We start from the raw sequence: 23,966 nt of genomic DNA, 5'->3' as shown, positions 1-23,966 counted from the left end.
CTATTTTCTTGCCTTCCAAAGATACTGAGTTGAATAGACCTGGCTTGTTGCAAAACTTCATTGATTCCAGACAAGTCATTTCGTTGGGGCTGTCTACTGCGATAGGTGTGTCTGTAACTTCCTGTACAAGGTCGATCAACCACTTCATTGTTTCAAGTTCGATGTCGTCGTCTACTGATGCACATACGTCAATAAAAGTTGCTCCCGCTTCTGTTTGGATCTTTGCAAGATTTCTGATGAAATCAGCATCCCTTGCTGCAATGGCCTTCGCTACTGAAGGTATGGATCCGTTGATTTTTTCTCCGATAATGATCAAAGTTTTCCCTCCTAAGAATAGATTGTCATCGATTTCATTTGATCGATGAAAGGATAATGATTTTGCGTTAAATTTATGTATGCTTAAATTTTACATGCTCACAATTCATTTGTCAATATTTTATTTAATCTTGTTTGTAAAGCCAGAATGTTATACAATATTAAAAATAGTACAATTTAAGTCATCATAATTTCATGTATGAAGGAGAATATAATATGAAAAAAATGATTAAAGTCGACTTTCCAAATCTAAATAAAAGTATAGAAGTCGAAGAGGGAACCAAGCTTTCTGAGGCCTGCGCAGTAGCAGGGTATCCATTGAATCTTGTGTGCGGAGGAAGAGGTAAGTGTAAAAAATGCGGCGTAGACATAGAAGAAAACGGTGAGATAAAAAGAGTTTTGTCGTGCCAGGTAGAAGCATATGACGGCGTGAGAGTGATGCTTAAAGAAGAAGAGCAAAAAGTTCAAATATTAACCTCGTCTACTTTAGACAATACTGTAAACGATCCCTCCCTGCATGTATTGCATTTTACAAAAGATCAGCTAGCAACTGAACTGGGAGACAACAATTGGGATACTCTAAAGAAGTTGACCGACAATAAAATACAGAAGCCGAGCTTGGAGATATTAAAAAGATTATCTCACAATTACCACCATCCAAAGGGCATTAAACTGGTTATGGATCACTGTGAGATACTGGATGTTCTGCCGGGAGACGATGACAAAAAAATATATGGCATAGCCTTCGATCTTGGAACTACTTCAGCGGTTGGATATCTTTATGAGATGGAAAGTGGAGAGCTAGTAGGTGTAAGCTCAACGATGAACAAGCAGACGGAGCTTGGCGGGGATGTTATAACGCGCATAAATCATGTAATAATGGATAAAAGTTACGGTGAAAGGCTGCAAAAACTCGCAATAGATACGCTCAATGAAATCATTGAAGATATATGTGGAACTCACAAAATTGCCACGGATGATATATATATGGGTGTAATTGTTGGCAACAGTACCATGCAGCATTTGATTCTAGGACTTTATCCGGAATTTTTAGGGATGAAGCCATTTACGAGCACGACGCATCATTTATTTGAAACAGCGGCGAAAGAATTGGGTCTGAAAATTAATCCACTTGGAAGAACTACTACACTTCCTTTACTTGGAGGGTTTGTTGGTGCCGATACAACTGCGGTATTGTTATCGATACCCAATGACAACAAAGTCAGACTGATGCTTGACCTTGGAACCAACGGAGAAATAGCTGTGGGTAAGAATACAACTTATAATGTTTCTTCTACAGCATGCGGTCCTGCTTTGGAAGGCGCGGGCTTGTCCCACGGCATGAGAGGAACTCACGGAGCCATTGAGAGAGTTTTAATCCAAGACGGAAAACTGTCCTACAAGGTAATAGGAAATGTAAAGCCTGAAGGAATCTGTGGTTCAGGCGTAATAGATTTGGTGGCTGAATTATTCAAAAATGAAGTTATAAATGAAATGGGAACATTTAACGCTATTGATGAAATTGACAGCGAGGACCTTAAAAAAAGAGTAAGAAAAGAAGGCGTGGAAAATGTATTTGTCATAGCATTTGCAGACGAAACTGAAAATGGACAGGAGATATATTTTAGTCAGAATGACATACGCCAAGTTCAGATGGCAAAAGGGGCCATATATACAGGGTGTGTAATGGTCGTAGAAGATTATGGTATCCCAGGAGAAGATTTGGAAGAAATCGTAATTGCCGGAGCATTTGGCAACTATATAGACGTGAAACATGCTCAATCAATAGGAATGATTCCTGATTATAATGGAGTGCCGGTTCGATCCCTTGGTAATGCTGCGGGGACGGGATCCCAGATGTATCTAATTTCCAAGGAAAAACAGCAAGAGTGTAGAAAACTTGGATATGAAGCCGTGTTTGTTGAATTAGCCAACAAACCAGGATTTATGGACAGATACATAGGTAACTTGAATTTTGAAAACCTGTTGGAAAAATAATTTTAAAAATACAGCGTGATGCTGTATTTTTTTTTATACATCTAATTTTTAATGAGAAAAATATTTTAAAAACGTATTGACTTATAAAATTTTATGTGCTTAAATTTAAAGTGTAAAGAAAATTTATAACGAATGATCTATAACATATCTCAAAGAATCTTTAGAGCTACCGAAGCCCGGTGGCTCTTTTGTATAAAAAATCAATTTATGAGGTGATTGTATGGTCGAAAATGCACAAGAAAAAAAAGTATATCGCACAAAACTATTCGAAGATCTATATACGGGTATCATTCCGGACAGGATACCTGTGTGGGATGCAATAGGTATTGAAGCATTGATACAGTATTCAGGCAGAGATCTTATGACGACTCAGTACCAATATAATGCGGAAATGCTTATAGATATCTACGAAAAGGGCATGGAAATATGCAGAGGTGATATGCCTTCAGGTGGATTTGCTAGAAATCCAATTGCATATATGTTCCAAAGATCGAACTTGATGGAACTCAGTACAACTGGTTTCATCCAGCATGCCGAAAGATCGGTTATGGAAGCAGATGATTACGATGAATTTATAAAAAATCCACACGATTTTGTACTTGAAAAGCTCGAGCCAAGGATAAATAAAGGTTACAGCGATGAAGTGAATAGAGCAAGAAACTATGCAAAGGCCGTATTGGCGCATATGGATCAAGCAAAAGAATTTGGCATTGCTGAGGCAGTTATGATCGAACGATATGGATTGTTTACAAGACCTTTTGGTTCAGTGGGGATGCAAATAGTACCTTTTGACTATATTACAGACATGTACAGAGGATTTTCTAAAATTCCGTTGGACATGAAAAGACAGCCGGAAAAATTGATGGAGGCACTTGAGGCAGTTATGCCTTATGCAATTTGGATGGGAAAACCTAATTATTCGACTCCGCTAGGTTGCAACATGATAATGACCCACATGGCAGCTTTTTTAAGCGACAAGGATTTTGAAAAATTTTATTGGCCCACTTTCAACAAGGTTTGCCATATTGCGGCTGAGCAAGGACAAGCCATGCAAATATTTTTAGAAGGAGATTGGACTAGGTTTATAGATCATTTGCAGGAATTGCCGCAGGGAACACAATTGTGGATGGAATATGGCGATCCACAATTATTTAAAGATAAATTAGGGAAAAAAATGGTATTAGGCGGATTTTATCCAACTACTTTGTGGGGAAACGGTACAAAGCAGCAGTGCATAGACAAAGCTAAAGAATTGATGGATATTCTAGCACCGGGTGGAAATTATCAATTTATAACCGACAAGCAGGCACTGAGTATAACCGATATAAATACAGAAAACTATGTGGCTACCCTTGAATACATTTTGGAAAACGGTAAGTATGAAAACGCAGGCGAACGGGTCACTACTGAGAAAAAGGAAGACTCCATTCAAAAATACAGCCACTTGTATCCTGAATTCAAATCAAAATATGTTCATACATTCGAAGATTTAAAAGAAGAATATCCTCCGGCACATCCAAGGGTAGAACCATTGATGCGGGAAGCATACGACAGATACTTCAATATCATCGATAAAGGTTTCTTCATATAATTGCATATGCCCCAGCAGGTTTACAAGACACCTGCTGGGGTTTTGAATTCAAAAGGATAATATTTGAAATATCAAAATCCTCTTGAACATGTCTCAGTATCTTTCAGTGTCTGTTCGATCTCAATACATTTTGTTTGTGCCAAATATTCTTCGGAAAATGCATTGTGCTATGGATAGTTTAAAGCATATTAAATTGGATAATAATAACTTGAGAGCCCTGATGCAGATTCGATGTTGGCCAGAAACCATTTTCGTAAACATCGAAGTTAAACCATCCATGCCTGTCATCATGATATCGAGATAATAAATTGGATATAATTGCATACGAGAGCATCCCAGTTGCATTTGATGCCTTAAGGCGTATCCATTTTATATTTTAGGACTGGAGCATCTTTTGTCAACTTAACACAAACTTAATAATTAATTAACTTTCACAAAACATAACTCCTCAATGCCTGTGCTATACTCGTTTTGTACCAAAGGAGAAGGGTACTGAAATTAAAAACGACTAAAGTCTTAGGAGGATTTATTGATGAAAAGAAAATTACTAGCATTATTACTGGCATCGATCTTGTTGGTTTTTGCGGCAGGATGTGGACAGAATGACGACGGCAATGATTCGGCAGATGCGCTTACAGGTGCTGTGATAGTGGATGGATCTGGAACGGTTTATCCGTTGATGGCAAATATTGCCGAGAATTATATGGTAAATGAGCAGCAAGAAGTAAGTGTTCAAGTAGGACGTGCAGGATCCAGCGCCGGATTCAAAAAATTCATACCCGGTGAAACAGATTTATCTGATGCTTCAAGAAAAATCAAAGATACTGAAATAGAGGAATTGGAAGCCAAAGGCTGGATGATGGATGAAAATATCATGGAAATCAAACTTGCATACGACGGTTTGACAATGGTTATCAACAAAGACAATGACTGGGCTACTGAGATGACAGCACAAGAGGTAATTGACATGTATCTTTCAGGAAAATTCAAGGCAGATGACAAAGTTTTGTGGTCAGATATAAGACCTGAATGGCCTGCAGAAGAAATCAAGTTTTACGGACCCAATGAAAATCATGGAACTTACGAGTTCTTTTATGAAACTATCCTGGACGAGCAGGACATGGTCAGCACAGTTAATTTGCAACAAGAATACTCAACCTTGGTGGACCTGGTCTCTCAAGACAAAAATGCAATTGCATTCTTTGGCTTCGGCTACTACGTATCGAATCAAGACAAGCTGACAGCTGTGAGCATTGATTTTGGCAACGGGCCTGTAGAACCAAAGTTGGAGACCATAGGAGAAGATTTGGATTACGCAGGATTTACCAGATTGGTTTACACTTACCTCAATTTGGATTATGCCAAAGAAAAACCTCAGGTGCTTGATTTTGCCAAATACATCGTATCATCTGAAGGAGCACCTAAACTTGCTGGTGAAAATGGATTTGCACCTCTTCCGGATTCAGTATACGAAGAGTATGCTGCCAAATTGGAGAATTTGAAGTAAGTCATTCCATTAGGTGAGGGGACAAGTGTCCTCTCATCTTTGGGATTTTTTGCTGTAATAAGTTCAAGTATTTTTGGAGGTAGCCAAGTGAATGATAAAATCAAAGTAAGAAAAATAATTAATGACAACTTAACAAAAAAGAAAAATACCACGGACAAGGTAATGCCCACTTTTTTTCTGGTCATGGCTTCGTTGTCTGTGGCTACGACTTTCGGCATAGTTTTGACCTTGATTGTGGACGCAGTCAAATTTTTTGCAGAAGTACCTTTAAAAGAAATATTCAGTACTGAACTGGCGCCTTTGAAAGCGGATCCGTCTTTTGGAATTTTGCCATTAATAACGGGAACATTGATGACAACGCTAATTGCAATAGCAGTTGCCGTTCCTGTCGGCCTCTCAGCAGCGATTTATCTGAGCCAATATGCTTCTTCAAGGTCCCGCAAGATTTTGAAACCCATTTTGGAAGTTCTTGCAGGTATTCCAACTATAGTATACGGTTTTTTTGCCTATTCATTTGTAACACCACTGCTGATGCAGATAATACCTTCATTGGAAGCAAAAAATGCCTTGAGTCCCGGAATCGTAATGGGAATAATGATAATACCATTGGTGGCATCCCTTTCTGAAGATGCAATGAATGCGGTTCCTGAAATCATGCGTGAGGGAGCGTTGGGTCTTGGTTCCACAAAACTTGAGGTAGCTCTTAAAGTGGTCATACCCGCTTCCATTTCAGGGATACTGTCGTCTATCGTACTTGCAATATCAAGAGCTATAGGTGAAACCATGATAGTTACTATAGCCAGCGGTAGCTCGAAGAATTTCACCCTGGACATAACCCAGTCCATGCAGACTATGACATCCTATATTGTGGAATTTACAAGTGGAGATGCGGCGAGCGGGACAACGGGTTACTACAGTTTATATGCCGTAGGTTTGATATTATTTATATTCACAATGATCATTAACCTGATCGCTCAACACATATCCCGAAAATACAGGGAGGAGTATTAAGATGTTTAAAGATGGTAATTTAATTGGAAAAGACAGCAGGATGCTTAAAAAAAATGCCGGAGCAAAACTGCCAAAATTTAATATTAATAAAAAAAGAATGAAAAACAGAATATTTTTAAGCCGATTTTCCAGACATTTATTTTCACTATCAGCTGTTTTTGCCCTGGTCGTTTTGGGAATACTGCTTTTTGATATTATAAGCGAAAGTTTAGGCTGGTTAAATGTTAAATTCCTTACAAATAATTTGTCGATTTTTCCGGAGAAGGCTGGAATTAGAGGAGCTTTGATAGGCTCTGTTTATCTTATGCTGATAGTAATCCCGGTTACGTTGGTATTGGGGGTATCAACTGCCATATACCTTGAGGAATACTCCAACAAAGGGAAAATTGCAAACTTTATAAAGGTCAACATAACAAATTTGGCCAGTGTTCCATCAGTAATATTTGGCTTGCTGGGATTAAGCGTATTTGGTCGAATTTTAAATCTGGGTTCGAGTATCTTGGCTGGAGGATTGACAATGTCCTTACTGGTACTACCTATAGTAGTAGTAGCCAGCCAGGAGGCCATAAGAGCCGTGCCAGGATTTTTAAGGGATGCTTCCTATGCATTAGGCGCAAACAAATGGACTACAGTGAGAAAGGTCGTGCTTCCGGTTGCCCTGCCGGGGATATTAACTGGTTCGATTTTGGCAATATCAAGAGCTATAGGAGAAACTGCACCCTTGGTAGTTTTGGGTATACCTACGTTGATCCTAAAAATCCCAACAGGGATCATGGATGACTTTACCGCATTGCCGATACAAATATATTATTGGACACTCGATACTGTGCTTACTCCCGAATACGCCAATCTCGCAGCCGCAACGATCGTAGTTTTACTGGGGGTGCTGTTCATAATGAACTCAGCAGCAATAATAATCAGAAATAAATTTCAGAAAAAATTTTAATGGAGGAAAATCAATTGTCGATTGCAAACGAAAAAAAGAAAGAGGCTGTTTATGACGTCAGGGGATTAAACCTTTGGTATGGTGAAGATCAGGCTCTAAAAGATATAAATATGGAAATTGAAGAAAATAAAGTCACTGCTATCATTGGGCCGTCGGGTTGTGGAAAATCAACTTTTATAAAGACTTTAAACAGGATGGTCGAAAACATACCAATCGTGAGAACTACAGGTGAGATTTTGTATCATGGAGACAATATCTTTGACAAATCTGTAAAAGTGGAAGAGTTGAGAACCAAAGTGGGAATGGTTTTTCAAAAACCGAATCCCTTTCCTAAGTCTATATTTGAAAATGTTGTATACGGCCCCAAAATCCATGGCATAAAAGACAAAGGTCTTTTGATGGAAATCGCTGAAAGTAGTCTCAGGAGTGCAGCGTTGTGGGACGAAGTAAAAGACAGGTTGAATGACAATGCTTATGGATTGTCCGGCGGTCAACAACAAAGGCTCTGCATCGCTAGATGTTTGGCAGTTCAACCAGATGTGATTCTTATGGATGAACCTACTTCCGCATTGGATCCCATAGCGACTTTTAAAATAGAAGAATTGATCGAAAGTCTGAAAAAAGATTACACCATAAGCATCGTAACACACTCTATGCAACAAGCAGCCCGGATTTCTGACAAGACGGCATTCTTTTTAATGGGAGAATTGATAGAATATGATTCGACATCGGTAATTTTTTCTAATCCCAAAGACAAAAAAACCGAAGATTACATAACTGGAAGATTTGGATGATAAAGGAGATAAGCCATGAGAGATAAAATGTTAACCCAGATACAGCAGATCAACGAAAAAATAATAAATATGAGTCACTTGGTCGAAGTCAGTATTGAAAATGCAATAAGTGCTTTTGCTGATCAAAATGTAGACAAGGCAAGAAAAATAATCGAAGAAGACATTAAAATAAATGACCTTGAGCAAGAAATAGAAGACTTGTGTGTCAGCTTTGCAGCCACTCAGAGTCCGGTGGCATCGGATTTAAGAAGATTGCTGGCAATTCTAAAAGTTGTCACCGATTTGGAACGGATCGGTGATTACAGCTGTAATATTGCTGAAGTCGTCATTGAAATCAACAAAAGCAGCTACATGGAAATAATTCCTGGGATCATCCAAATGGAAGAAGAAGTCAAAACCATGCTTAATGACAGTATAAAGGCATATTTTACCCAGGACGTCAAGTTGGCTGCCAAAACCGCTGAAAGAGATGAAACGGTAGACGAATTGTACGAAAAGATTTACAGACAGTTGCTGTTTACCATAAGTCAAAATGAAAAAAATGAAGATCGTGTGATAGGGCATATACTGGTAGGGCGCTATCTGGAAAGAATTGCTGATCATGCTACCAACATATGTGAAAGACTTATATATATGGAAACGGGAGAAAGAGTAAAATTTTAAAATGATTTTTAAAATATACGTTTTGATAGAAGGCGACAAAAAGGTCGTCTTTTATTGTATCTAAAAACGTTGACATCTGTATTGCCGATTTTATAAAATTACATATGAACTTAACTTAAGACAAATCAAAAGGATGATTGGATGAAAAAAATCACAGGGTACTTTTCAATGATTTTTATTTTTACCTTGATTTGGATAATATTAAACGAAAAAGCCGGAGCAACTCAAATCGTCACAGGCCTGATTCTGTCAATTTTTTCAATTTTCTTTGCCAATTATTATCTTCTCGAAGAAGAGTATGTCGATCACTATTCCCTAAATATTAAATCGGTCATCAAATATCTTGTATATTTGATTTTTCAAATTTATAAATCAGGCTTCTCCGCCATTGGTAAAATTATTAAAAAAGAATACGATGTGCGAATTTCTGAATATACTTCATGCCTGAACGATGAATTATCCATATGTTTATTGGCAAACGCCATAACCTTGACTCCGGGAACCGTGACAATAGACAAAAATGGCAGCAAACTCAAAATATTGAGTTTTGAAAAAGACAATATCGGAACTATCGCAATCGATTCTGAAACATGTTCGGAATTTGAGAAAATACTTGGAGGGATAAGAGAATGAATGTTCTGGAAGCTGTTTTGACAGTTATCTCTATTTTGACGGCACTTGTACTTGTCAGGGTGATAATTGGCCCGACGATTTGGGACAGATTGCTGGGTTTGAACATGATATCGGCCAAAATAATAATGTCTATAATTATTCTTGCTGTGTTGACTGAAAGGACTTATTTGATGGATGTTGCCTTGGCATACTCGGTTCTTGGCTTCATAGGGACTATTCTTATAGCCAGGTTCGTTGAAAAAAAAGGGGAGTTTTAATGAACATCATCATATCAAATTTATTGATTTTTGTATCTCTTGGTTTTATGATTTTTGGGATCATCGGTATTTTTAGATTCAAGGATTTCTATGCGCGGATTTTGATATCTTCCAAAGTTGAAACAGTAGGGTTTCTGACGATAATGGTAGGTTTGATGTTTAGGACTGGTATAAGTTACTCTACCATGAAGATAATGCTGATATGTTTGCTGGCAATAATCACCAATCCGCTTTCAACCCATGCCATAGCCAGATCGGCTTATTTAAGTGGCTATAAAACGGGTAAGGAGAATTAGTATGACTGAGAAGATATTTCTGATATTGATGGTGGTTTTGGCATTTATAGCATTGAACACGCAAAAGTTGAGAAGATCTGTCATATATCTTGGCATATTTTCATTGGTGAGTTCTTTTGTTTATCTATTGTACGGAGCCCCTGATGTAGCAATTGCGGAAGCCGTAATAGGAAGTGCGATATCCACGGTATTATACCTGGTGGCTTTAAAAAAATACCGGGTGTTTACCATATATTATACCAATGCGAACTACAATCAAATAAGGGACGGTTACATAATAAGAGGTAGAGCCCAAATACTTAGAGAAGTGGAATCCTTTTTTGTCCGCAAGGAAATGGAACCGCAAATAATTTATACGACCGAAGACTATAAAAAAGTCTTGGCTGAAGAAAACTTCGATTTGTTGATCCATCAGGATTATGACCAAGTAAGACTTTACGGAAATGCGGAAGATTACCAGTTGGATGCCTTGGAAGCGCACATGTGTGAGAATCCCAACGAATTATTGAAAACAGAGTTTATCAAATTCGAGGCAGGTGACAAGAATTGAAAAGAAGAGCAATTGTGTTTACGGTCTGCATGTTGGTGGCTCTAAGTGTTATATTTATTTATAATGACACAAGTCATTTCGCAGATTCGCCTGCGGCAAAATATTACATAGAAAATTTTAAAAAAGATACCTTTGCAGAGAATGCTGTTGCTGCAATTTATCTTAATTACAGAATGTTCGACAGTATCTTTGAAACTCTGATTTTACTTGTAAGTGTTACTGCGGTCATAAATTTTTCATGGAGGCGTGACGATGAACAATAATTCAGAAATTATTGCAAGAATGACCGGTCTTATCTATCCACTGATCATAATGTTTGGCTTCTATGTAATTCTAAACGGACATTCCAGTCCAGGAGGCGGATTTCAAGGAGGGGCCATCCTGGCTTCAGTTTTTATCAGCAGATATTTGGTTTCTCCTGATAAAAATTTAAAAATTAAATCTTTGCGCGTTGCTGAAAAAGTTCTCTTTTTTTGTATTGTAATGGTACCGACATTGTTTTTATTTTCGTCCGAACAATCAAGAATTGAAATTGTACACTTAACATACCTGATTTTAATGAATTTGTTGATAGGTTTAAAAGTTGCCAGCGGTTTGACTATAATATTTTTCAGATTTGTTTTTTATGAAGGTGGTAAATGATGGATTTAATTGAATTTATAAACAGCGAAAATGTGAGTATAATTTTATTCTTTTTAGGTGTTTACGGTTTGATAGCAAGACGAAATATCGTTAAATCTATAATATCCCTGGGAATAATGCAGGTTGCTACAATTTTGTATTTTGTGTCGGCAGGTGTTGACGAGGCCAGCGCCCCACCAATAGGAGATCTAAATGGGATCCTTACAGTGGCCGATCCTTTGCCGCAAGCCTTGATGATCACGGACATAGTCATTGGTATTGGAGTAACGGCCGCCGGTTTGACTATGTTTATACACCTATATCACAGATATGGTTCGACCAATTGGGAAAAAATTAGAAAAAAGAGAAGCAAATAAGAAATGACTTTAGAGCAAGAGGTGGATGATGGATGATTAATTTATTCTGGTTGGTTTTATTCCCTGTAATAGTAGGAAGCCTGGCTACGATTTTATCTGTTAAGATTTCTAAAAAATTGATTCTGTTGTTGCACATTCTGATGCTTGCAGGTGCAACGATGAATTTTTATCATGTGAGAACGGTGGGAGAATTTACTCAGAACGTGGGAGGGTGGGGTGACTATATGGGAATAACCCTGCGTTCTGATTTGCTTGCGGCATCCATGGTGTTTTTAACCACGTTTATTTTTCTAGCGACCTTGCTTTTTAATTATAAGGATTCATATTCAGACGGATTATTCCATTTTTTATTTACGTCCCTGGAAGGACTGATTATTGGTATTTTTCTCTCTAACGATCTTTTTAATATTTTTGTTTTGATTGAAGTCTCCACTGTAATAATAAGCATTTTGATAATGTATAAAAGAGATGGAAGATCGATTTATGACGGTACTATGTACCTATTGATAAATATTGTTGGAATGTCATTTTTTCTGTTTGGATTGGGGATTTTATACAAACGCTTGGGTGTTATCGACTTGCACGCTGTTAAAATCGCAGTAGAGAATCTTGACGATCCCGAGGTGATAATTCTACCATATGCATTTATAATAACTGCAGTAAGTTTGAAAAGTGCACTGATGCCTCTTTTTAGCTGGTTGCCCAAAGCTCATGGCACACCAAGTGCTCCAAGCTCAGTATCTGCGCTTCTTTCGGGTTTGTACGTCAAAATTGGGGTATATTTGTTTATACGGATACAAATTGCCTTTGCACCGACAATCGATACATCTGAACTATTTCTTTTTACAGGATTTATTACGGCTGTCATAGGATTTGTTTTGGCTATAACACAGAAAGATTTGAAACTGATACTCGCATATCACACTGTGTCACAAATTGGATTGATCATGATGGGTCTGAGCGTTGGAAAGATGCAAACCTACTGGGGATCTGTATATCATATATTGAATCACGCCATATTTAAATCAACATTGTTTCTGACCGCAGGAATGATAATTGATGAATACAAGACCAGAAATATATATGAAATAAGAGGTGTGCTTAAGAGAATGCCGGCAGTGGGGTATGCCACTATATTTGCAATATTTGGAATAACAGGTGCACCACTTTTCAATGGAAGCATATCCAAATACTTGATAGCTTATGGAGCAAAAGGCAGTTGGGTCGAGTATGCCTTGGTTTTCATAAACCTTGGGACAATAATTTCATTTGTCAAGTATTCTCAGATTTTTCCGGGGAATTCTCCAAAGTCAATTAAATTCAAGGAAAGTATGTTTAAAAATTCCGTGGTAGTCTTTTTAGGTTTTCTCTGTCTTGCAGGAGGACTTTTTGCAAGAAACGTAATAATGATTGTATTCGATGTGGGAATTGCCGTAGATCCCTTGTCTTATTGGCTGAAAGTTCTGGTGTTTGCGGCATCTCTCATGATTAGTGTGGGCATATACCAGGGTTTATTAAAAAAGAAGAAATACCTTTCATTGATAAATTCCCTGGAGCTGTCCTTTAACGGTGTGTGCCTGTCCATATTACTGTTTTTTTCGACAGTTCTGTTTTATCTGAAATGGACGGTTTGATTTTAACGTAAATTTATGGTATATTTGTATAGATATAAAACTTTATATTACTAGCAATAATGCTGAATTCCTGTTGCGGCAGGATACGGGGGAACCAATTTTTGGGGTGAATTCGATTTTTTCGATAGGGCTATTTCTTCAGTCCGAATCCGACAGCTAACCTCGGAAGCTTGGGAGGATAAGTCAGTTTGCTTTTTTTGCCTTCAAGCAGTCCGGCCAAGCGGTTTGGACTTTTTTTATTGTTGTAATATACATGGTTTGCGTTAAAGAGAAGGAGGATTAGCATGCAAATACAAGATTTGATGAATTACGATGAAGACAGATTTGAGAAATTGGAACACAGCATTGAAGAATACGAGAACGTTAAAAATTCAATAAAAACCGGCATAGAAGATGCTGAAAAAATTCAAAAGCAAAAGGAAAAAATATTAAAGAAGTTCAACGCTACAGAAGAACAGTGGAATGATTATCGTTGGCAACTCAACAACCGATTTGAGACAGTTGATGACATAGGTGATATTTTAGATCTCAGCGATGATGAGAAAAATAAAATAAAAGAGGTTGGAGATAAGTTCAGGTATGCTATTTCGCCCTATTATATGTCGGTGATCGATCCAGATGATCCCAACTGTCCTGTGAGAAAACAGGCTATACCCTGTTACGAGGAAATGGATGAGGCAGGTGATTTGGATCCAATGGACGAGGCAGGATGGTCGCCTGTAGAGTTGATCACTAGAAGATACCCTGACAGGCTGATAATTAAAGTAACAAATATGTGCGGCATGTATTGCAGATTCTGCCAGAGAAGAAGAATGATAGGTGAACATGACGTAAATGAATCCAGAGAAAAGATAGCAAAAGCCATTGAGTATGTTAGAGAACATAAAAAAATACGAGATGTTTTGATCACCGGTGGCGATGCATTTATGTTGTCGGATCAAACCATTGACTGGTTGCTTTCCGAATTGCGAAGTATAGAACATGTGGAAATAATAAGATTTGGGACTAGAACACCCGTTACTTTGCCCCAAAGGATCACTCCCGAATTGGTTTCAATACTAAAGAAGTACCATCCGATATTCGTAAATACTCATTTCAACAGCCAAAGAGAAATTACCAATGAATCAAAAGCGGCCTGCGAGATGTTGGCTAATGCTGGGATTCCATTGGGCAATCAGATGGTGTTGCTGAATGGAGTCAACAATGATCCGTTTGTAGTGAGAAAGCTGAATCAACAACTTCTGAAAATCAGAGTCAAACCGTATTACATCTTCCATCCCAAGACTGTTAAAGGAACTTCGCATTTCTGGGTGAATATGGAAGAGGGAATGGAAATAATGGAGTCACTTAGAGGAAGGACTTCAGGTATGGCCATACCTACTTACATCGTTAATGGAAGCGAAGGTTTGGGAAAAACACCAATAATGCCAAACTACTTGTTGTACATGGGAAAAGACAAGGTAATAATGAGAAATTGGGAAGGCAGACCTTTCCAGGTGGAAAATAAAAAATAAAAAATAATAGAGAATTGACCGTGGGAACAAGACCTTCGGTCAATTTTTCCTTGTAGTCTTGCATTTACTGGATTATAATTTTAATAAGGGATGTTAATTACAATAATGGGGGTTTTAAGATGGAATTAGCTATAAGACCTATTAAGAAAGAAGATGCAGAGCAAGTCAACGAGTTGCGCAGAATGGAAGGGATCATGGAAAATATTCTGGGACTCCCTACGGAAACGATTTTGAAGACAGAGGATTATATTCTAAAACAGGATGACTTGAGACACCAATATGTAGCAGTATTAAAAAAAGATCGGTCTACAGAACTCATTGTAGGAACCGGTGGATTGCATTTGAATCCACTTCCAAGGATGCGACATTCGGGTTCCATTGGATTAATGGTGCACACGGACTATCAGGGTATGGGCATCGGTAGGAAATTGATAGAGGCCATAATCGAGCTTGCTGATGACTGGCTAATGCTGACAAGGCTGGAACTGGAAGTTTTTGCCGATAACGAAAAGGCCATAAATCTTTATCAAAAGGTCGGGTTTGAAGTAGAGGGGATAAAGCGAAAGGCAGCAATACGAAACGGTAGATTTGCTGATGAAATGCTTATGAGCAGGATAAAAAATATCGAATGAGGGATAACATGGAATGTAAGAGTCTGGAAGAAGCATTTGTAAAAATGGGGTATGATGAATTCAAAGAACTGGAACCTTCCGAAATAATCTTTTCGCAAGATGTCTTTGATCAATGTAAAAAAAATACATGTGGAAGTTTTGGGAAAAATCATGCATGTCCACCTAACGCTGGTACAGAGACGGAAAGAAAACAGAGAGTTCTTCAGTATGAGAAAGGATATATGATTTCTAAAATAGTACCTATACGAAATAGAAAAGAAATGATGGAATCCATGGAAATCGTTGAAAATTGCACCAAGGAACTGCGAAAGATTTTAAGAGGCGAAAAAGCATTGGTGATGGGAGCAGGGCCATGCACTGTTTGTAATGAATGTACAGCCCTTATGGGAGATGAATGCAGGTTCCCTGACAGAATTCAATACTCGATGGAAGGCAGCGGAATCGATGTAGTGAGAATGTCAATGAATAAAAAAATGACGTATAATGCAGGTGCCGGGAATGTAGGATATTTTACTCTCGTCATGTATAATGAAAATTGATTTATGTATTTTGTTTATATACTAAGATGTAAAGATAATACTTTGTATACAGGGATTACAACGAATCTGGATAGACGGTTGAAAGAACACAATAGAGGGACAGCCTCCAAGTATACTCGCATTAGAAAACCGGTGAGTCTTGAGTATTGGGAAACCTCACCGAACAGATCTGAAGCCTCTAAAAGAGAGGCGGAGATCAAGAAACTCTGCAAAAATGAAAAAGAATTGTTGATAACTAGAAGAAAAGCTCATGAGAACCTTTAAATATTTTTGGTTCCATGAGCTGTTGTTTATTTATCGAAGAAGTAAAGAGACAAAGATACGCCAGTATCATAAATGATTCCGGACTCTTTTCCGCATTTTTCAGTGAACTTTCTATCAGGATCGAAGGTTTTTTCAGTGCTGTCAAATATTAAATAAGGAACAGGATCGGAAGTGTGGGTCCGGAGTGCAATGGGTGTAGCGTGATCCGGCAGGATCATGATCTTGAAGTCGTCATCTGTTTTCAACAAATAATTGAATATGGGCGATACCACCTTTTGATCGATCAATTCTATTGATTTTATCTTGCCCTCCAAGTCTCCTTGGTGTCCACATTCATCAGGTGCTTCTAGATGCAGGTATATAAAATCATAACCCTCTGAGAGACCTTTGATTGCAGCTGCAGCTTTTCCATCAAAATTTGTGTGGAGAGTGCCTGTAGCTCCTTCCACCTTTATGACGTCCAACCCTGCAAGAACTCCAATTCCTTGTATCAGGTCAACTGCGGAAATGACTGCACCTTTTACACCGAATTTCTCATGAAAGGAATCCAACGTCGGTTTTTTACCTTCCCCCCAAATCCAAATCGAGTTTGCCGGATTCAAGCCATTTTCAACTCTGGCAAGGTTGATGGGGTGGTTTTTAAGTAAATCGAATGACTTTTTCATCATTCCGGAAATATAATCGCCGTAAGGACCCTTGGGCATAAAATCTTTCACTTTTTTACCCAGGATATCGTGGGGTGGCGTCAAATCAAAATCATAAGGTCCGTTTTTCCAAAGGATAAGGTGTCTGTAACTTACTCCCGGGAAATATTTCAAGTCCTCGGATTCAAGGTGGACTTTCAAATATTCGATCAAGGCGGCTGCTTCTTCGGTTGAAATGTCTCCAGCCGAATGGTCTATTATAGTCTTGTCTGTGTATTCATCTTCAGAAGTCAATGTCACAAGATTACAGCGAAAAGATACGTCTGAATCTGTCATGTCTACTCCCATGCTGGCAGCTTCCAAAGGTGATCTGCCCTTGTGATAAATTTTAGGATCGTATCCCATGACGGAAAGGTTTGCTATATCACTGCCAGGTGACATCCCGGTTGGAATAGTATCGACAAGGCCAACTTCGCCTTTACTTGCAAGGTCATGGATGACAGGAATGTCTGCCTTTTCAAGAGGGGTCAATCCGCCCAGTTCTTCTATGGGGTAATCAGCCATGCCATCTACTAAAATTGTTATCCGTTTCATTTTATCAGCTCCATTTTAATATGTTCATATAAGTTATTGTTTTAAATATAACGATTTTAACACAACAACTGTTCTCTATCAAGTTGAAGATAAAATCAATCCAATAAAGCCAAGATATCTTGGGGGTTGTCAATAAAGTGAGTTGGTTCGAAAGGTGCCAGCTCTTCTTTTTTTCTAAAACCCCACGTAACTGTGATGCAATCTATACCCGAATTCTTGGCAGTCTGCAAATCAACTCCCGTATCTCCAACATAGACGGCTTCTGATTTATCAAAACCTGTTTTCTCCAAAATTTTAAATACCCCGGCAGGATCGGGCTTTTTGGGATGGGATGAATTGCTGCCGACTACATGTGCGAAATCCCATTGGCTTAAAAATGCGTGTATTATTTTTTCCGATATTTTCTGATTTTTGTTTGTGTTTATGGCCAAGGTGAATCCTCTCTTCACGAGGACATTCAATGTTTCCTCGATCCCGTCGTATAAACGCATTTCATGATCAAAATGATCGCTATAGAATTCAAGTAATTCCTTGTAATAAACATCTACGGTTTCGTTGTCCAAGGTTTGCGGAAGTGCTTTAATCGCAAGATTTTTCAAACCATTTCCCACAAACAGCCTGTATTCGTCCAACTCATGTGTTGGATAATCATGCTTAGTCAATATACTGTTCATACTGTACATGATCCCCTCCAAAGAAGCAATGAGCGTACCATCCAGATCAAAAATTACAATTTTTTTATTCATTTATAACAGTCCTTTATCGTATGATTTTCTATTGTAACATTTTTTTGATAGATGCATGTGTTTTTTTTAATTATTGAATTAAGTAATGCTTTGTGGGAATATATAAGTTGATACGACAAAATAGAAGGGGTGAGGACATGGATCAAAAGGTCCTGCTTATTTACAATCCGGTATCCGGAACAAAAAGTTTTGCCACACATTTAGACCAGTTCATAAATTTTATGCAGGTAGCCGGATATGAGGTTCATCCTATACGAACTAGAAACAAGGAAGATTTCGAGAGTGTTTTTTGCAGAAAGGATTTTAAAGAGTATTCTGCTGTTTTTGTTGCGGGTGGAGACGGATCTGTAAACATGGCAGTCAATCAAATCCTTAAAAACCATATAGAAATACCTCTTGGTATAATACCGGCCGGTACGGTCAACGATATAAGTTACAACCTGGGAATACCACAGGACATAATGGGAGCAATCAAATCTGTATTGAACATGAGATATGAAACCTTCGATGTAGGTGTGGCAAATGGAGAACATTTCATGAACTCATGCGGAGCAGGTCTGTTTATAGATGTAGCCCACACTACGGAAAGAGATCTGAAAAACATGATGGGTCGAGTTGCCTATTACATCAAGGGGATAAGCGAGCTACCAAACTTTAAGCCCATGAAAACAAGGATCGAAACCAGAGATAGGGTTATCGAAGAAGATTTGGTACTGTTTTTGGTGATAAATGGTAGAAGTGTAGGTGGATTCAGAAACCTGGCGCTTGAAGCATCGATGCAGGATGGAATGTTGGATTTTTTGGGGATCAAGAGTTGTCAACTTAATGAATTGTCTTTGATATTCGCTCAGATCCTGATGGGAAACTATAAAAATAACAAACATATAATCTATTTTAAAAGTGATAACATAAAAATTTCTTGTACTGGAAATTATTGTCGCAACATTACTGATTTGGATGGAGAACAGGGTCCGAGTCTTCCTTTGGAAATTTCCATGATAAAAGGAGGAATAAAGATCATAGTTCCTGATATAAACCAAGAAGATTGAGGGGCTTGATCTGGCTTTTGAACAGATATCTTAAGATTTATTATTTTGTAAAGGATAACAGCTGGCAAAATTATTTGGTTCACTGTACAAATGCAACCATAATTGTTATACTGATAAACATTATCAATTAAAAGGAGGGGCACAAATGCCGTTGCACGTTATAGATGAAGCCAAACGCTGTCTACAATGCAAAAAGCCTCTTTGTGTAGAGGGGTGTCCTGTAAATACGCCAATACCAGAGATGATTTCGCTATTGTTGGACAGAAAGATAAATGAATCAGGTGAGATGCTTTTTAAAAACAATCCCATGTCTCTTGTCTGCTCTCTTATTTGTGATCACGAAAGACAATGCGAAGGTCACTGCATATTAAACAAAAAAGGAACACCGATACATGTTTCTAGTATCGAAAATTTTATCTCTGAAAATTATTTTGACAAAGTCAAACTGAATCCGGGAGAAAGGTTGGGGAAAAAAGTTGCCATAATCGGATCGGGGCCTGCGGGATTGACTATCTCGATAATACTGGCTCAAAAGGGTTATGATGTGACCGTATTTGAAGCCAGAGAAAAAATTGGAGGAGTACTCAGATACGGAATTCCTGAATTCAGATTATCAAAAAAAATACTTGATCAATTATACGAAAAAATGCAGGATATGGGCATAAAAATCAGACCAAATACATCTATTGGAGAAGGAATGAGCGTGGACAACCTCTTCAGAGACGGTTACAGTTCGGTTTTTATAGGGACGGGAGTCTGGAAACCCAACACACTGAACATCAAGGGTGAGACCCTTGGCCATGTTCATTATGCCATAGATTATTTGACCAATCCCGACGTTTACAATCTGGGTGACAAGGTTCTGGTCATTGGTGCCGGCAATGCGGCCATGGATGTAGCAAGGACAGCACTCAGAAAAGGTGCGAGAGAAGTTACTGTTTTTGCACGGCGAGACGTGGCTTCTGCAAGCAAGAAAGAAATGGACTATGCATCCATTGAAGGTGTTGAATTTATCTACAACAGAACACCCCGGGAAATAACGGATGAAGGGGTTTGGTTTATGGATACAAATACGGAAGAAAAAATATTCCATCCGTGTGATTCAATAATTATTGCAGTTAGTCAGGGACCTAGAAGCAGGATAGTTTCTTCCACCAGTGGTCTTGACGTAGACAAGAAAGGTCTGGTAGTGGTAAATGAGAACGGAGAAACCACTAGAAAAGGGGTGTATGCATCCGGAGACGTGGTTTTAGGTGCCAAGACAGTTGTGGAAGCCGTTTATTATTCAAAAAAGGTTGCGACTGCCATGGATCAATATATGAAGGGAATCTGATTTCTAAAAAAAGGTATCCATTAATTAATAGAGGATGCCTTTTTTATTATTGACAATAATTCCTATTTGGAATATTATTTGATTATCAAAATATTTGAAAATCAAAACATTAATGGAGTTGATAAAATGAAATTACCCGAGTTGGTCATAGGTGACTTAGTAGCAAAAATTCCAATAATCCAAGGTGGGATGGGAATAGGTGTATCTCTATCAAATTTAGCGGGAGCAGTTGCGGCTCAAGGAGGTATAGGTATAATATCAGGTGTGCAGACAGGTTTTAGGGAAGAAGATTTCAAGTCCAATAATTTGGCTGCAAATATAAGAGCGATAAAAAATGAAATCAGAAAAGCCAGAGAAATCGCTCCAAAAGGAATAATCGGCATCAATATTTTAACTGTTGCAACTCAATACAAAGAACTCATCGAGGCTGCGGTAAAAGAAAAAATTGATATCATTATTTCAGGAGCAGGATTGGCCAAGGACTTGCCTAAATACGTGGAAGGGACCAAGACAAAAATCATTCCGATAGTATCTTCGGGGCGAGCAGCAGGTTTAATGGCGAAGTTATGGATAAGAAATTACAATTATGTTCCCGATGCGATTATAGTGGAAGGACCGGAAGCAGGAGGACATTTAGGATTTACAGCTGAAGAAATGGAAAAGGGACCTGCAGATCTTTCGACTATCCTGAAGGATGTGATTACTAGCCTTAAACCCATAGAAGAGAAGTATGACAAGAAAATACCGGTAATTGCTGCAGGTGGAATTTTCGATGGGAAAGACGTGGCAAAGTATATAAGTGAAGGAGCAGCGGGAGTTCAGATATCAACACCATTAGTGGCCACTGAGGAATGCGATGCTCATGAGAACTTCAAGTTGGCATACGTGGATGCAAAAGAAAAGGATGTTGTGATCGTGCAAAGCCCGGTTGGATTGCCGGGAAGGGCAATTAGGAATGAACTGATAGAAAAGCTGGAATCCCAACGAATTCCTGTAGATAAATGCTATAGATGCATAGGACACTGCAATCCCGCAACAACCCAGTATTGCATATCAGATGCTTTGATAGCTGCGGTACAGGGAGATGTAAAGAACGGATTGATATTTTGTGGCAGCAACGTCACGAAGATAGACAAAATTTCTACAGTTAAAGAAGTTTTGGATAAAATAATAATCGAAGCGGAAAATTCATTCTGATTTTAGACGGGTGTTTAAAAGATGAAAACGGATTTTCCGTTTTTCTTTTGGCTGTTATTTTTTATACATAGTTTAATGTATAAAAAAAGCTTGAATTTTCAGAAAATTTATATTAAGATAATATCTAAATTACATGAGAATGTACAAGGGGGAAAAGGAATGAAAAAGAAATTTTTGAAAATTGCTGTCGCTTTGATGTTGGTAGCGTCGGTATTTGCTTTCGCAGCTTGTGGCGGAGGGGATGAAGCCGAGACTATAAAAATCGGTGTTTTCGGACCGCTTTCAGGCGAAGTGGCATCTTACGGGACTGCCGTGGTTGACAGTGTAAAGCTTGCTGTTGAAGAAATCAACGCAGCAGGCGGTGTAGATGGGAAAATGATCGAGATTTTCGATTATGACACAAAAGCTGACAAGGCTGAGGCGGTAAATATCTACAACAGATTGAAAGACCAAGATGAAGTAGTGGCGATCATAGGTGGAACTATAAGCGGTGAAACACTGGCAGTTAAAGAGTTGGCAATTGCCGATAACATGCCTATGCTTACTCCTACAGCTACAAGTGCAGATGTAACAATAGGGGCACCTTCAATATTCAGAGCGTGCTTCCTTGATCCATATCAAGGCTCAGCTGCAGCAGCTTTCAGCATCGAATCTTTGGAAGCTAAATCAGTGGCCGTATTGTACAATAGTGACGACGCTTACTCTGAAGGTATAGCGGAAGCTTACAAAGCAGCAGTCGAAGAAGCAGGTCTTGAGGTAGTATACTACGATGCTTATACAAGCGACGTTAAAGACTTTAACACTTACCTGACTCAAATCAAAAGTGCAAATCCAGATGTGATTTTTCTTCCGGATTACTACAACAGGGTAGGTTTGATAGCAACTCAGATGAGAGATTTGGGAATCGAACAGACAGCTGTAGGAGTTGACGGTTGGGATAGCGTTGAGATCGACTATGCAGAGCAAGTAGAAGGTTACTATTTTGTGAACCACTTTGCAAAAGATGACCCGGATGCGATCGTTCAAAACTTTATCGCGACTTTCAAGGAAAATTATGATAAAGATCCTAATGCGCTGGGTGCGCTAGGTTATGACGCAACCTATATCATGGTTGAAGCAATCAAGAATGCAGGTTCAACAGATGCTCAAGCAATTATCGATGCTTTGGCTGAAGTTGAATACACTGGTGTTACAGGCCCGATCAGCTTTAATGATGAGGGTGATGCCGACAACAAGAATATTGCAATAATCAAAATAGTTGACGGAAAGCATGTCTTGGAAGAAAAAATATCAGCTAAATAATAAATAATGAAATAAAAAAAGAATAATGGATAATATAGGAGAGATTATCTCTCCTATATTAATTTAAGGAGAGAGGAGGACATCCTGTGATTTTTATACAGCAGATGATTAACGGACTTCAGATAGGCAGCATTTATGCCGTGATTGCACTTGGATACACGATGGTTTACGGAATTATCAAACTTATAAATTTCGCCCATGGGGAAGTTATGATGATGGGGGCTTATTTTGCTTTTTTGGCAGCCTCTGCGGGCATGCCTGTTTGGGCTGTATTTTTGATCTCCATGGTTGGATCTGCCTTGTTGGGGATGGCTATAGAGAGAGTGGCATACAAACCTTTGAGAGAGGCTCCAAGGATTTCCGCACTGATAACAGCAATAGGCATGAGCTTGTTTTTGCAAAATCTCGCTTTGGTGATATTCAAAGCGGATCCGAAAGTAATGCCCAGAATAATTCCTACAACCCCTATTAATATTGGAAGCATACAAATCAGCAACATAACCATAATAACCTTTACTGTGTCTGTAGTATTTATGATCCTGCTAACTTTTTTTATCAGTAAAACCAAACCTGGAAAGGCAATGAGAGCAGTCTCCGAAGACAAGGAAGCGGCTACATTGATGGGTATAAATGCAAACAGTACAATAACTCTTACATTTGCCATAGGATCGGCTTTGGCCGCCTTGGGAGGTATCCTTTACGCATTGGCATATACGCAGGTAGCACCGACTTTGGGTGTTTTGCCGGGTCTTAAGGCTTTCGTCGCAGCCGTACTTGGCGGGATAGGCATAATTCCGGGTGCAATGATCGGAGGATTTATATTGGGCTTTGTTGAAACTTTTGCGAAAGCCTACATTTCGGGTCGTTGGGCAGATGCCATTGTATTTGGGATATTGATCTTGGTTTTATCTGTGAAACCCACAGGGATTTTGGGTAAAAACGTCAGGGAGAAGGTGTGA

The 23,966-nt window shown here is 38.6% G+C and carries 26 protein-coding genes, 1 pseudogene and 1 riboswitch; of the genes and pseudogenes, 24 read left to right on the top strand and 3 right to left on the bottom strand.

Annotated elements, in window-relative coordinates; genetic code table 11:
• Window positions 1-316, bottom strand: a pseudogene (locus IWB18_RS08045) (methyltetrahydrofolate cobalamin methyltransferase); the annotation flags it as partial.
• A gap of 215 nt (window positions 317-531) precedes the next feature.
• On the opposite strand from IWB18_RS08045, the gene IWB18_RS08040 reads away from it, so the two are divergent.
• From IWB18_RS08040 to IWB18_RS07950, 19 genes are all read left to right on the top strand, one after another.
• A complete protein-coding gene (locus IWB18_RS08040) occupies window positions 532-2,313 on the top strand; it encodes an ASKHA domain-containing protein (protein ID WP_195683106.1) in 1,782 nt (593 codons plus the stop codon).
• A gap of 220 nt (window positions 2,314-2,533) precedes the next feature.
• Entirely contained in the window at window positions 2,534-3,904 is a 1,371-nt protein-coding gene (locus IWB18_RS08035; protein WP_195683105.1) for a uroporphyrinogen decarboxylase family protein, read from the top strand.
• Window positions 3,905-4,436: 532 nt separating this feature from the next.
• Window positions 4,437-5,411, top strand: a complete 975-nt coding sequence (locus tag IWB18_RS08030; protein WP_195683104.1) for a PstS family phosphate ABC transporter substrate-binding protein — start codon at window positions 4,437-4,439, stop codon at window positions 5,409-5,411.
• Between the two features lie 162 nt (window positions 5,412-5,573).
• On the top strand, window positions 5,574-6,422 hold the full coding sequence (gene pstC, locus IWB18_RS08025) for a phosphate ABC transporter permease subunit PstC (RefSeq protein ID WP_195683111.1): 849 nt from the start codon (window positions 5,574-5,576) through the stop codon (window positions 6,420-6,422).
• Window positions 6,423-6,462: 40 nt separating this feature from the next.
• A complete protein-coding gene (gene pstA / locus IWB18_RS08020) occupies window positions 6,463-7,368 on the top strand; it encodes a phosphate ABC transporter permease PstA (RefSeq protein ID WP_225877808.1) in 906 nt (301 codons plus the stop codon).
• A 20-nt stretch (window positions 7,369-7,388) separates the two neighbouring features.
• A complete protein-coding gene (gene pstB / locus IWB18_RS08015) occupies window positions 7,389-8,162 on the top strand; it encodes a phosphate ABC transporter ATP-binding protein PstB (protein ID WP_408626610.1) in 774 nt (257 codons plus the stop codon).
• 15 nt (window positions 8,163-8,177) lie between these two features.
• Window positions 8,178-8,825: a phosphate signaling complex protein PhoU gene (gene phoU, locus IWB18_RS08010; RefSeq protein WP_195683102.1), complete on the top strand. Its 648-nt coding sequence runs from the start codon at window positions 8,178-8,180 to the stop codon at window positions 8,823-8,825.
• A 141-nt stretch (window positions 8,826-8,966) separates the two neighbouring features.
• Window positions 8,967-9,458: a Na+/H+ antiporter subunit E gene (locus IWB18_RS08005; protein WP_195683101.1), complete on the top strand. Its 492-nt coding sequence runs from the start codon at window positions 8,967-8,969 to the stop codon at window positions 9,456-9,458.
• Complete coding sequence (locus IWB18_RS08000) at window positions 9,455-9,715, top strand: monovalent cation/H+ antiporter complex subunit F (RefSeq protein ID WP_195683100.1); 261 nt, start codon at window positions 9,455-9,457, stop codon at window positions 9,713-9,715. Before IWB18_RS08005 ends, IWB18_RS08000 begins: the two co-directional genes overlap by 4 nt.
• Entirely contained in the window at window positions 9,715-10,011 is a 297-nt protein-coding gene (mnhG, locus tag IWB18_RS07995) for a monovalent cation/H(+) antiporter subunit G (protein WP_195683099.1), read from the top strand. The genes IWB18_RS08000 and mnhG overlap by 1 nt, the downstream gene beginning before the upstream one ends.
• A 1-nt stretch (window position 10,012) precedes the next feature.
• The gene (locus tag IWB18_RS07990) at window positions 10,013-10,561 is read left to right on the top strand and encodes a Na(+)/H(+) antiporter subunit B (RefSeq protein ID WP_195683098.1); all 549 of its coding nucleotides are present in this window, start codon (window positions 10,013-10,015) and stop codon (window positions 10,559-10,561) included.
• Window positions 10,558-10,824, top strand: a complete 267-nt coding sequence (locus tag IWB18_RS07985; RefSeq protein WP_195683097.1) for a hypothetical protein — start codon at window positions 10,558-10,560, stop codon at window positions 10,822-10,824. The genes IWB18_RS07990 and IWB18_RS07985 overlap by 4 nt, the downstream gene beginning before the upstream one ends.
• Window positions 10,814-11,203 carry an MnhB domain-containing protein gene (locus IWB18_RS07980; RefSeq protein ID WP_195683096.1) on the top strand — a complete coding sequence of 130 codons (390 nt, stop codon included), beginning with the start codon at window positions 10,814-10,816 and terminating at the stop codon, window positions 11,201-11,203. The genes IWB18_RS07985 and IWB18_RS07980 overlap by 11 nt, the downstream gene beginning before the upstream one ends.
• Window positions 11,203-11,559, top strand: coding sequence for a sodium:proton antiporter (locus IWB18_RS07975; protein ID WP_207740780.1), 357 nt, complete (start codon window positions 11,203-11,205; stop codon window positions 11,557-11,559). Before IWB18_RS07980 ends, IWB18_RS07975 begins: the two co-directional genes overlap by 1 nt.
• A gap of 32 nt (window positions 11,560-11,591) precedes the next feature.
• On the top strand, window positions 11,592-13,193 hold the full coding sequence (locus IWB18_RS07970; RefSeq protein ID WP_195683095.1) for a complex I subunit 5 family protein: 1,602 nt from the start codon (window positions 11,592-11,594) through the stop codon (window positions 13,191-13,193).
• 50 nt (window positions 13,194-13,243) lie between these two features.
• Window positions 13,244-13,375: riboswitch (cyclic di-AMP (ydaO/yuaA leader) on the top strand.
• Between the two features lie 102 nt (window positions 13,376-13,477).
• On the top strand, window positions 13,478-14,707 hold the full coding sequence (locus IWB18_RS07965) for a KamA family radical SAM protein (RefSeq protein ID WP_195683094.1): 1,230 nt from the start codon (window positions 13,478-13,480) through the stop codon (window positions 14,705-14,707).
• A gap of 119 nt (window positions 14,708-14,826) precedes the next feature.
• A complete protein-coding gene (locus tag IWB18_RS07960) occupies window positions 14,827-15,339 on the top strand; it encodes a GNAT family N-acetyltransferase (protein ID WP_195683093.1) in 513 nt (170 codons plus the stop codon).
• Window positions 15,340-15,347: 8 nt separating this feature from the next.
• Complete coding sequence (locus IWB18_RS07955; RefSeq protein ID WP_195683092.1) at window positions 15,348-15,878, top strand: DUF2284 domain-containing protein; 531 nt, start codon at window positions 15,348-15,350, stop codon at window positions 15,876-15,878.
• A gap of 3 nt (window positions 15,879-15,881) precedes the next feature.
• Window positions 15,882-16,142 (top strand): GIY-YIG nuclease family protein, encoded by a 261-nt coding sequence (locus IWB18_RS07950; protein ID WP_195683091.1) that lies wholly within the window; start codon window positions 15,882-15,884, stop codon window positions 16,140-16,142.
• A 26-nt stretch (window positions 16,143-16,168) separates the two neighbouring features.
• Here the strand turns inward: IWB18_RS07950 and IWB18_RS07945 are convergent, their stop codons facing one another.
• A complete protein-coding gene (locus tag IWB18_RS07945; protein ID WP_195683090.1) occupies window positions 16,169-17,380 on the bottom strand; it encodes a cofactor-independent phosphoglycerate mutase in 1,212 nt (403 codons plus the stop codon).
• 95 nt (window positions 17,381-17,475) lie between these two features.
• A complete protein-coding gene (locus tag IWB18_RS07940; RefSeq protein ID WP_195683089.1) occupies window positions 17,476-18,126 on the bottom strand; it encodes an HAD family hydrolase in 651 nt (216 codons plus the stop codon).
• A 137-nt stretch (window positions 18,127-18,263) separates the two neighbouring features.
• Between IWB18_RS07940 and IWB18_RS07935 the strand changes: the two genes are divergently transcribed.
• From IWB18_RS07935 to IWB18_RS07915, 5 genes are all read left to right on the top strand, one after another.
• Window positions 18,264-19,175, top strand: coding sequence for a YegS/Rv2252/BmrU family lipid kinase (locus tag IWB18_RS07935; protein ID WP_195683088.1), 912 nt, complete (start codon window positions 18,264-18,266; stop codon window positions 19,173-19,175).
• A gap of 145 nt (window positions 19,176-19,320) precedes the next feature.
• Window positions 19,321-20,508, top strand: coding sequence for an NAD(P)-dependent oxidoreductase (locus IWB18_RS07930; protein WP_195683087.1), 1,188 nt, complete (start codon window positions 19,321-19,323; stop codon window positions 20,506-20,508).
• Window positions 20,509-20,634: 126 nt separating this feature from the next.
• Entirely contained in the window at window positions 20,635-21,705 is a 1,071-nt protein-coding gene (locus tag IWB18_RS07925) for an NAD(P)H-dependent flavin oxidoreductase (RefSeq protein ID WP_195683086.1), read from the top strand.
• A gap of 159 nt (window positions 21,706-21,864) precedes the next feature.
• Window positions 21,865-23,007, top strand: coding sequence for an ABC transporter substrate-binding protein (locus tag IWB18_RS07920; protein WP_225877806.1), 1,143 nt, complete (start codon window positions 21,865-21,867; stop codon window positions 23,005-23,007).
• 86 nt (window positions 23,008-23,093) lie between these two features.
• Window positions 23,094-23,966: a branched-chain amino acid ABC transporter permease gene (locus tag IWB18_RS07915; protein ID WP_332310677.1), complete on the top strand. Its 873-nt coding sequence runs from the start codon at window positions 23,094-23,096 to the stop codon at window positions 23,964-23,966.

Source organism: Alkalibacter mobilis (assembly GCF_015594845.1).
GTDB lineage: Bacteria > Bacillota > Clostridia > Eubacteriales > Alkalibacteraceae > Alkalibacter > Alkalibacter mobilis.
The sequence above is the reverse complement of the archived record's forward strand: the minus strand, read 5'-3'. Positions and strand labels throughout refer to the sequence as shown.